Origin of the sequence: Streptomyces phaeochromogenes, from assembly GCF_001418655.1 — a bacterium.
Classification (GTDB): domain Bacteria; phylum Actinomycetota; class Actinomycetes; order Streptomycetales; family Streptomycetaceae; genus Streptomyces; species Streptomyces phaeochromogenes.
In genome coordinates this window covers 1-10,166 of record NZ_LIQZ01000476.1, presented here as the reverse complement: position 1 = coordinate 10,166, position 10,166 = coordinate 1, and the positions used below count along the sequence as shown (strand labels likewise).

At 71.4% G+C, this 10,166-nt stretch carries 9 protein-coding genes and 1 pseudogene; 9 read left to right on the top strand and 1 reads right to left on the bottom strand.

What is annotated here, in order from left to right; translation table 11 throughout:
• Together AOK17_RS49460 and AOK17_RS43325 are read left to right on the top strand one after the other, a co-directional pair.
• Positions 1–182: pseudogene (locus tag AOK17_RS49460) on the top strand (alpha/beta hydrolase); the annotation flags it as partial.
• A gap of 293 nt (positions 183–475) precedes the next feature.
• Positions 476–1,909 carry an RsmB/NOP family class I SAM-dependent RNA methyltransferase gene (locus AOK17_RS43325; RefSeq protein ID WP_055618143.1) on the top strand — a complete coding sequence of 478 codons (1,434 nt, stop codon included), beginning with the start codon at positions 476–478 and terminating at the stop codon, positions 1,907–1,909.
• Between the two features lie 35 nt (positions 1,910–1,944).
• Here the strand turns inward: AOK17_RS43325 and AOK17_RS43320 are convergent, their stop codons facing one another.
• Positions 1,945–4,158 carry an MMPL family transporter gene (locus AOK17_RS43320; RefSeq protein WP_055618142.1) on the bottom strand — a complete coding sequence of 738 codons (2,214 nt, stop codon included), beginning with the start codon at positions 4,156–4,158 and terminating at the stop codon, positions 1,945–1,947.
• Positions 4,159–4,340: 182 nt separating this feature from the next.
• Here AOK17_RS43320 and rpe point away from each other — a divergent pair, with 182 nt between their 5' ends.
• The 7 genes from rpe (at position 4,341) to AOK17_RS43285 (ending at position 9,584) form a co-directional block, all read left to right on the top strand.
• Positions 4,341–5,027: a ribulose-phosphate 3-epimerase gene (gene rpe / locus AOK17_RS43315; protein WP_055618141.1), complete on the top strand. Its 687-nt coding sequence runs from the start codon at positions 4,341–4,343 to the stop codon at positions 5,025–5,027.
• Positions 5,028–5,105: 78 nt separating this feature from the next.
• Entirely contained in the window at positions 5,106–6,149 is a 1,044-nt protein-coding gene (locus AOK17_RS43310; RefSeq protein WP_055618140.1) for a sugar-binding transcriptional regulator, read from the top strand.
• 67 nt (positions 6,150–6,216) lie between these two features.
• The gene (locus AOK17_RS43305; RefSeq protein WP_055618139.1) at positions 6,217–6,660 is read left to right on the top strand and encodes a guanyl-specific ribonuclease; all 444 of its coding nucleotides are present in this window, start codon (positions 6,217–6,219) and stop codon (positions 6,658–6,660) included.
• Entirely contained in the window at positions 6,657–6,989 is a 333-nt protein-coding gene (locus AOK17_RS43300; RefSeq protein WP_055618138.1) for a barstar family protein, read from the top strand. Before AOK17_RS43305 ends, AOK17_RS43300 begins: the two co-directional genes overlap by 4 nt.
• A 128-nt stretch (positions 6,990–7,117) precedes the next feature.
• Complete coding sequence (locus AOK17_RS43295) at positions 7,118–8,560, top strand: GuaB1 family IMP dehydrogenase-related protein (protein WP_055618144.1); 1,443 nt, start codon at positions 7,118–7,120, stop codon at positions 8,558–8,560.
• 88 nt (positions 8,561–8,648) lie between these two features.
• Positions 8,649–9,173 carry a GNAT family N-acetyltransferase gene (locus AOK17_RS43290; RefSeq protein WP_055618137.1) on the top strand — a complete coding sequence of 175 codons (525 nt, stop codon included), beginning with the start codon at positions 8,649–8,651 and terminating at the stop codon, positions 9,171–9,173.
• A gap of 15 nt (positions 9,174–9,188) precedes the next feature.
• Positions 9,189–9,584, top strand: coding sequence for a hypothetical protein (locus tag AOK17_RS43285; RefSeq protein ID WP_055618136.1), 396 nt, complete (start codon positions 9,189–9,191; stop codon positions 9,582–9,584).
• Positions 9,585–10,166 lie beyond the last annotated feature (582 nt).

Sequence of the window (10,166 nt, the reverse complement as noted above, 5' to 3'; positions counted from 1 at the left end):
CCGACGGACATGCGTTGCACGCGTTTCGCGATGAGGTGTACGCGTTGGCCGAGGATTTCGTGATGGGGGCGTTGTTCGGGCGGGCTTTTGCCCGGCCCGTGGAGGATGCGCTCGCGGCTCCGCCGCCTTTGGGGTTGCGGATGCCGCTTGCCTCGGGGTTTGGGCGGTCTCTTCGGCGTTAGTTGCCCGGGGTGTGGTGGGTGCGGGTCGGTCGGGGCCGGCCGCGCAGTTCCCCGCGCCCCTGAAAGACTGCGCAGTTCCCCGCGCCCCCAAAGGGTGTGTGCTGATCCCCGCGCCCCCAAAGGGTGTGCTGATCCCCATGCCCTAAAAGATTGCGCAGTTCCCCGCGCCCCTGAAGAACGAGCCGCCCCCGTGCCTGAAAGCGTGCCGCTTCCCGTGCCCTGAGAAGGAGCGCGGGCGTCGCCGCGACGTACGCTGGACCCGTACCTCTTCCACGATCCGGAGCACCTTTTACGTGAACGAGCAGTCCCGTCGGCCCCGGCAGCAGGGCAAGCCGTACCGTCGTCCCAAGAAGGACCCCGTGCGGATGCTTGCCTTCGATGCGTTGCGGGCGGTGGACGAGAGGGACGCGTACGCGAATCTCGTGTTGCCGCCGTTGCTGCGGAAGGCGCGGGAGAAGGGGGACTTCGACGGGCGGGACGCGGCGCTGGCCACGGAGCTGGTGTACGGGACGCTGCGTCGGCAGGGGACGTACGACGCCGTCATCTCGGCGTGTATCGACCGGCCGCTGCGCGAGGTCGACCCGCCGGTGCTGGACGTGCTCAGCCTCGGTGCGCATCAGTTGCTCGGGACGCGGATCCCGACGCACGCCGCCGTGTCCGCGTCGGTCGAGCTGGCGAGGGTCGTGCTCGGGGACGGGCGGGCGAAGTTCGTCAACGCCGTGCTGCGGAAGATCGCGCAGCACGATCTCGACGGGTGGATCGAGCAGGTCGCGCCGCCCTACGACGAGGATCCCGAGGATCATCTCGCCGTCGTCCACTCGCATCCACGATGGATCGTCTCGGCGCTGTGGGACTCGCTGGGGGGCGGGCGCGCCGGGATCGAGGATCTCCTCGAAGCCGACAATGAGAGGCCCGAGGTGACCCTCGTGGCCCGCCCGGGGCGCTCCACCGCCGATGAGATCCTCGGCGCCCTCGGGGACGAGAACGCGCTGCCGGGGCGCTGGTCGCCGTACGCCGTGCGACTGTCCGAGGGCGGCGAGCCGGGCGCCATCGACGCCGTACGCGAAGGACGTGCGGGCGTGCAGGACGAGGGCAGCCAGCTCGTGGCGCTCGCCCTCGCCAACGCGCCCCTCGACGGACCGGACAAGGCCTGGCTCGACGGCTGCGCCGGACCCGGCGGCAAGGCGGCCATGCTCGCCGGACTCGCCGCCCAGCGCGGGGCCCTGCTGCTCGCCTCCGAGAAGCAGCCGCACCGGGCCGGCCTCGTCGCCAAGGCGCTCGCCGGGAACCCGGGGCCCTACCAGGTCATCGCCGCCGACGGGACACGGCCGCCGTGGCGTCCGGGGACGTTCGACCGCGTACTGATGGACGTGCCCTGCACGGGTCTTGGCGCCCTGCGTCGTCGTCCCGAGGCCCGCTGGCGGCGGCGCCCCGACGACCTGGACGGGTTCGCGCCGTTGCAGCGCGGACTGCTGCGTACGGCGCTCGACTCGGTGCGGGTCGGCGGTGTCGTCGGGTATGCCACCTGCTCGCCGCACCTCGCCGAGACCCGGGCCGTGGTCGACGACGTGCTCAAGCAGCACGGCGGCGGCTCGGCCGAACTCCTCGACGCCCGCCCGCTCTTCCCCGGCGTACCGGCGCTGGGTGACGGTCCCGACGTACAGCTGTGGCCGCATCTGCACGGGACGGACGCCATGTATCTGGCGCTCATCCGCCGGACCGCCTGAGGTCGGTCCGGCGGACACCTGCAGGCCGGGCCGACCTACTCCGGCGGGGCCGGCGGGCCTCCCGGAGTCGGTGCCGGTGCCGGTGTTGGCGCGGGAGACCCGGATCCGGGGCCGGTGGTCGGCGGCGGACCCGCCGTGCCCCCGTCCTCGTGGGCCAGCCGATGTGGCCACCACACCTTCGGGCCGACGTCCAGGAACAGGGACGGCACGAGGACCGAGCGGACGATGAACGTGTCGAGCAGTACGCCCAGGGCGACCGCGAAGCCGATCTCGGCGAAGGCGACCATGGGGAGCGTGCCGAGGGCGGCGAAGGTTCCGGCGAGGACCAGGCCCGCCGAGGTGATGACCGCGCCGGTGGTGGCCAGGCCCGTCACCACGCCCGTGCGGGTGCCCTGGCGGCCGGCCTCCTCGCGGATGCGGGTGGTCAGGAAGATGTTGTAGTCGATGCCCAGGGCGACCAGGAACACGAAGACGAACAGTGGGAAGTCCGTCGCCTCGCCCGCGTAGTCGAAGATGTGGCGGAACGCGAGCGCGCTGATCCCCAGCGCGGCGGCGAAGGACAGCACCACTGTGCCGATCAGCAGCAGCGGGGCGACCAGGGCGCGGAGCACGGCGCACAGGATCAGCAGGACCACGATGAGCACCAGCGGGATGATCAGGATGTTGTCGTGGGTCGTCGCCTTGTCCATGTCGAGCAGTGAGGCCGTGCCGCCGCCCACCTGCGCGTCGGCGTCGGGTACGTCGTGCACGGCGTCCCGCACCCGCTCCACCGTCTGTTTCGCGGCCTCGCTGTCCGCCGGGGCGGTCATGGTGGCCTCGAAGAGGACCTTGCCCTCGAACTCGGGTTTCGTGCCCGGTGGCAGGCCGAGGGATTCCGGTACGACACCGCGGGTGGCCGCGACCGCCTGGCCGACGTCCTCGGCCTGGGCGCGGTTGCTGACGATGACGAGCGGATCGCCGCTGCCCGCGGGGAAGTAACGCGCGGACACCTCCTGGCCGACGATCGAGTCGGGTTTTCCGGTGAAGGCGTCGGCGTTGCTGATGCCCTCCGCGCGGAGCTGGATGAGGCCCAGCGAGAGCAGCGCGAGCGCCGCCGCCGTGACGGCCCAGATCATGCGCGGGCGGAGGGAGATACGGCGGCCCATGCGCGCCCAGACACCGCTCTCGGTCGGGTCCGCGGAGCCGAAGTGCGGAATCACCGGCCAGAAGATCCAGCGGCCGAAGATCACCAGCAGGGCCGGGAAGAGGGTCATCATCGCGGCCAGTGCCACGGCGACGCCGATGGCGGCGACCGGGCCGAGGCCGCGCGTCGAGTTCATCTCGGCGGCGAGCAGCACCAGCATGCTCAGCACGACGGTCGCGCCGGACGCGAGCACCGCCGGGCCCGCCCGGTGCAGGGCGAGCGCCATCGCCTCGTGGCGGTCCTCGTGGCGGCGCAGTTCCTCCCGGTAGCGGGCCACCAGGAGCAGGGCATAGTCGGTCCCCGCGCCGAAGACGAGGACGGTGAGAATGCCCGCGCTCTGGCCGTTGACGGTCAGACCCGCGTGCTCGGCGAGGAAGTAGATCACCGCCTGCGCGGTGAACAGCGCGGCGACCACGCCGAGCAGCGGGACGATCAGCAGGGTGGGGCTGCGATAGGTCAGCAGCAGCATCACGATGACGACGGCCATCGCCGAGAACAGCAGCGTGGAGTCGATGCCCTCGAAGGCCTCGGAGAAGTCCGCGGACGTACCGCCCGGGCCCGTCACATGGACGGCGAGCCCGTCGCCGCCCTTGCCGGTCACGTCACGGATCGAGTCGACGGCGGGCGAGATCTCCTCCCAGCCCTTCTCGTCCATCCTGATGGGGACGAGGATCTGGGCCGCACGCGGATCGGTCTCCCGGTCGAAGATCGGGCCCCGGGTCTCGGCGCCGAGGATGCCGTGCGCACGCAGTTCCTTGATCTGGCGCGCGTCCTCGTTGATCTGCGCCCGCTCCTCGGCCGTCAGGCCGCTCCCACGGGCGTACACGACCACCGCGGGGATCTGTTCCGGCCTGAAGTCCTCGGAGATCTCCAGGACTTGGGTGGACTCGGCGGATCCGGGCAGCCAGGACGCCGCGTCGTTGTCCTGCGCGTCGGTGAGTTTCGAGGCGAAGGGCGCCGTGAGGAACAGCAGCACCAGCCACAGTCCCACCACGATCCATTTGCTGCGTCGGCCGCACACCAGCCAGCCGAGCCCGCGTCGCTGCTTCCCCTGCGTGTCCGTCATGGCGACCCCCGTAGCCGCGTGTGGAGCTGGTGGGCCGACAAGGATGGCACGGGCCGCGAGGCCGGTGCAGTCCCTCGGCGGGGTTGGTATATACCGATCGGTCCGGGTCGAGGACCTCGGAGACCTCGGGGACCTCGGAGAGCGGGGCGAACAACCCGCGCCGGGCATGGCAGGCTTAACGCATGGCCGCGCAGATCAACCCCAGCATCCTGTCCGCCGACTTCGCCCGCCTTGCCGAGGAGGCAAAGGCGGTGGAAGGGGCTGACTGGCTCCATGTCGACGTGATGGACAACCATTTCGTCCCGAACCTCACGCTAGGTGTGCCGGTCGTAGAGTCTCTGGCGCGTGCTACGGACACGCCGCTGGACTGCCATCTGATGATCGAGGACGCCGATCGGTGGGCGCCGCAGTACGTAGAAGCGGGTGCCGGTTCCGTCACCTTCCATGTCGAGGCCGCCGCCGCACCCGTGCGGCTCGCCCGCGAGATCCGGGCCAAGGGCGCCCGGGCCTCCATGGCCCTGCGGCCCGCGACTCCCATCGAGCCGTACGAGGATCTGCTCCCCGAGCTCGACATGTTGCTGATCATGACCGTCGAGCCGGGCTTCGGAGGCCAGGCCTTTCTCGACATCATGCTGCCCAAGATCCGCCGCACCCGCGAGTTGATCAACAAGCACGGTCTGGAGCTGTGGCTGCAGGTCGACGGCGGGGTTTCGGCCTCCACCATCGAGCGCTGCGCCGAGGCGGGCGCCGACGTCTTCGTCGCCGGTTCGGCGGTGTACGGGGCGGCCGACCCCGCCCAGGCGGTACGTGCATTGCGCACGCAGGCGGAGGAGGCGACGGCCCAGGCAGCATGGGCATGCGGCCACTGAGCCAAGGGAACGTGAACGCCGCCCCTCAGGGCTGATCAAGTACGCCGGATCTGCAAGGATGAACGGCGAATCCAGAGTGTGAACAGCAGTGAGGAGATCGCCGTGTCGGGTATGTCGGCGGGCCGGTCGGCCATGCGGATGGGACCCGCTGAGCTGGTGCAGGCGGCGGCCATGGCCCGCCGTTTCTACCTTGAGGGCAAGTCCAAGATCCAGATCGCCGAGGAGTTCGGCGTCAGCCGCTTCAAGGTGGCCCGGGTCCTGGAAACCGCTCTCGAACGGGATCTCGTGAGGATCGAGATCCGCGTCCCCGCCGAGCTGGACGCGGAGCGCTCGGACGCGCTGCGCGCCCGCTACGGCCTGCGGCATGCCGTCGTCGTGGAGTCCCCGGCCGAGGCCGAGGAGTCGCCCGACCCGGAGAACCTCGGTGAGGTCGCCGCCGACCTGCTCGGTGAACTCGTCGCCGAGGGCGATGTGCTCGGCCTCGCCTGGGGCCGCTCCACCATCCACATGGCAGCGGCGCTCGACCGGCTGCCGCCGTGCACGGTGGTGCAGTTGACGGGTGTCTACGACGCCGGGACGGCCGAGCGCGGCTCGGTCGAGGCGGTCCGCCGGGCCGCCCAGGTCTCCGGCGGGGACGCCCATCCCATCTACGCGCCGATGCTGCTGCCGGACGTGGCCACCGCGGCGGCGCTGCGCAGCCAGACGGGGATCGCCCGCGCCTTCGAGTACTTCGACAAGGTCACCGTCGCCTGTGTGTCGATCGGCTCCTGGGAGGCGGGCATCTCGACGGTGCACGACATGCTCACCGAGGAGGAGCGTGCCCACTACGCCACCCTCGGTGTGGCCGCCGAGATGTCAGCGCACCTCTTCGACTCCGAGGGCCGTCGCGTCGGCCGGGACCTGGGCGAGCGGTGCATCACCGTCGAGGCCGACCGGCTGCGGCGGATCCCCGAGGTCGTCGCGATCGCCGGCGGCCAGCGCAAGGCCGCCGCGATCGACGCGGTACTGCGCTCCGGCCTCGTCACCAGCCTGGTGACGGACACGGCGGCTGCGGACTATCTGATGACGGCGGGTTCGACCCCGCGCCCCGCCCTGAACCGGGCGGACCCGGACGGGCCCTGAGCCCGCAACGCTCCGACGGCGGCTCGGCAACGCGCCGCGTGGGGACGGCTGTGGCAGCATCGGCGACATGCTGCTCCGGTCCGTCCCCCGCCTGTTTCCGGGGCTGTTTCTCCGTCTCGTCGTGTGTCTCGTCGCGGTGCTGCTGACCGGCTGCTCGTCGGCGGACACAACGACAGGGACCGGGGCCGGCACCGGGTCGGCCACGAGCACCTCGGCCCTCTCCTGGGCCGAGGGCATGGAGACGGTCGAGGAGGCGCGGCTGCCCGCCGAGGCCCGTCGGACGCTCGACCTCATCGACGCGGGCGGCCCCTTCCCGTACGCCAAGGACGGCTCCGTGTTCGGGAACTTCGAGCGTGAACTGCCGCGCCACGAGCGCGGTTTCTACCACGAGTACACGGTGCGGACGCCCGGCGAGCGGGACCGCGGAGCCCGGCGCATTGTCACGGGGCGGGGTGGCGAGGTCTACTACACCGATGATCACTACAACTCCTTCAGGGCGGTGCTGAGATGACGCACGACGTGGCGGGCCGCCACGTGGTCGCGCTGGACCTCGACGGCGTCGCGGACAAGGCGGGCCTCATGGAGCGCTGCGTACGCGCCCTGGAGCTGCCGGACTGGTTCGGGCGCAACTGGGACGCGCTCGCCGACAGCCTCGGCGACTCCTCCGTCTGGCCCGCGCCCGCCGTGGAGAAGGGGCTGCTCGTCGTCGTCACCGGCTGGCAGCCGTACGCGAAGGCGCGGCCCGAGGAGTGGGAGATCGCGCGGGACGTGTTCGCCCAGGCGGCGGACGGCACTCCGGCACTCACCGTGGCGCTGGTTCTTGGAGGATCCCACCAGTAGCCCCCTGACCAGCCTGGACGATCGGCCCGGGGCGTGTTCACCCACCGGCGTGGGACAATGAGGTACGTGCTCTTCCCTCGTGCTGTCCTGTTCGGGGGCCACCTCTGAACGACTGGGATGTGCAGCACGTGCGTTTCCTCAACGACATCCAGCCCGCGTACGACCTGACGTACGACGACGTCTTCATGGTGCCGAGCCGCTCCGCGGTCGGTTCGCGGCAGGGCGTCGACCTGGCTTCGCCGGACGGCAGTGGGACCACGATTCCGCTGGTGGTCGCCAATATGACGGCCATCGCCGGCCGTCGGATGGCCGAGACACTGGCCCGCCGGGGCGGACTCGTCGTCATTCCGCAGGACATCCCCATCGAGGTCGTCACCGAGGTCGTCTCCTGGGTCAAGAGCCGACCTCTCGTCCTGGACACCCCGATCGTGCTGGCCCCGCACCAGACGGTCGCCGACGCGCTGTCCCTGCTGCCGAAGCGCGCGCACAACGCCGGTGTCGTGGTGGACGGCGAGGGCAGGCCGGTCGGCGTGGTCACCGACGCCGACCTGAACGGGGTCGACCGCTTCACGCAGCTGTCCGAGGTCATGTCCCGGGACCTGCTGCTGCTCGACGCTGACATCGAGCCGGGCGAGGCGTTCAACAGGCTCGACCACGCGAACCGCCGGTACGCGCCCGCCGTGGACAAGGACGGCCGCCTCGCCGGAATCCTCACCCGCAAGGGCGCCCTGCGCGCCACGCTCTACACACCGGCCACCGACGCGGACGGCAAGCTGCGCATCGCCGCCGCCGTCGGCATCAACGGCGATGTCGCGGGCAAGGCCAAGCAGCTCCTCGCGGCGGGCGTCGACACGCTCGTCGTGGACACCGCGCACGGCCACCAGGAGTCGATGATCGCCGCGGTCAAGGCGGTCCGCGGGCTCGACCCCCAGGTGCCGATCGTCGCGGGCAACATCGTCGCCGCCGAGGGCGTACGCGACCTCATCGAGGCCGGCGCGGACATCATCAAGGTCGGTGTCGGACCCGGCGCCATGTGCACCACGCGCATGATGACCGGTGTGGGCCGCCCGCAGTTCTCGGCCGTGCTCGAATGCGCCGCCGAGGCGAAGAAGTTCGGCAAGCACGTCTGGGCCGACGGCGGTGTCCGCCACCCGCGCGATGTCGCCATGGCGCTGGCCGCGGGCGCGTCGAACGTCATGATCGGTTCCTGGTTCGCCGGTACGTACGAGTCGCCGGGCGACCTCCAGCAGGACGCCAACGGCCGCCTCTACAAGGAGTCGTTCGGCATGGCGTCCGCGCGCGCGGTGCGCAACCGTACGTCGGAGGAGTCGGCGTACGACCGCGCCCGCAAGGCCCTGTTCGAGGAGGGCATCTCGACCTCGCGGATGTTCCTCGACCCGTCCCGGCCGGGCGTCGAGGACCTGATCGACTCGATCATCGCGGGCGTCCGTTCCTCCTGCACCTACGCCGGTGCCAACTCCCTGGAGGAGTTCGCCGAGCGGGCCGTCGTCGGCATCCAGAGCGCGGCGGGCTACGCGGAGGGCAAGCCCCTGCACGCCAGCTGGAGCTGACGCAACTCCCTTCCGTACGGCCCCCGTTGTCCCGCGTGCCGGGAGAACGGGGGCCGTGCCGTGTCCCGATGTCGCTAGGGTCGGTCGGATGAGGATCGACATCTGCCGGGCCGAGGACATCGCGGTTCTGGAGCGGTTCATGCCCTCGCACAGCGTGGACGGGAGTCACGGGGCGCGGTTCGCGCGGCAGGAGGCGGGGGACAGCAGCTATCTGATCCCCTGGCTCGACGGCCTGCCCGTCGGTCACGCGGAGGTCCGCTGGACCGGTTGCGAGGCTCCCGAGGTGCGGGCTGCCCGGCCGGGCTGTCCCGAGCTGAACGGGCTGTTCGTCTGGCCCGCGTCGCTCCGCTCGCGGGGCATCGGGACGGCACTGGTGCGTGCCGCCGAGGAACGGGCGGTCGCCCGCGGCACCGGCCTCATGGGGCTCGGCGTGGGTGACGACAACCCGCTCGCCGCGCGGCTCTACGCACGGCTCGGCTACCGGCCCACCGTGTCGTACGTCGACCGCTGGGCCTATCTCGACCTGGACGGTGTGCGCCAGGTGTGCGCCGACCCCTGCGTCTTCCTGGTCAAGGAACTTCCGTCAAGCCCTCTTGACGTCAAGCCTGCCTGACGAGACGCTGGCGTCATGACGACACCGCAGAGCACCGAGCTCCAGTACACGCTGCTGACCGCCGTGGCCCGTCTCGACGCTCTGCGCATGCGGGAGTCGCTGGCCGGGGCGGGGAGCGACGAGGAGGCCCTCGACCGGGGCGAGCTGCTCGAACTGCTCGCGCTGAGCGAGGTGGTGGCCCGCAAGGCCGCGTACGGGCGGCAGTTGAGCGTGCGCGCGGCGCGCCGTGCCGGGGCGTCCTGGTCGCAGATCGGGGCGGCCCTGGGCACCAGCAAGCAGGCCGCCTGGGAGGCCCACAACCGGTGGATCGACGAGCAGGCGGCGGTCCACGGGCGGCCCGGGCAGCTGGGCTTCGACGAGGACGACGTGGCCGAGGCGCGGGCCATCGCGGGGGAGCCGGACGGGGTCTGACGAGTCCTGACGAGTCCTTATCGAGCGGGCCCTGGGGTCTGTCCTGCGATGGGGGGCGGAGGGGCGTCTTGAGTGGGTGGCTTCCGGGGCTGCCCTGCCGTCGGGCGCGAGCGGTTTGCTGGGCCTGCGGGGCGGTCGAGCGAAGGGTTCCGGCGGTGGGCCGCGAGGCGTCTTGCGTGGGTGGCCCGGGTCTGCCCTGGGGCCGGCGGAGGGCCGGCACGAGCGGCCTACCGGGTCTGTGCGGCGGTCGAGCGAAGGGCCTCGGTGGAGGCCTGACGGCGGGGGCGTGCCAGGCCGGGCCGCGGGGCCGCGCAACGGTCGCAAGGCCCCGCGCAACGAACACGCGCCTGTCCGCGATCAACGCAACGATCTTGCGGAGGCGCGCAAGGTTGCTGCATTACGGCTGGAAAGGCTGTCCTCGTAGAGTCATGCGCTGAACGTAGTGTGGCGGGGACCCCGTGCACGGTGGTCCCCTTCCTTCGGACTGCCGTGGGGCCGCGCCGCCCTCACCGGCAGCGATGAAGGAGCCAGCCGCGTGCTCGACCACGGCGCACCCCCGCAGTCCCGCAGTCACCCCACCCC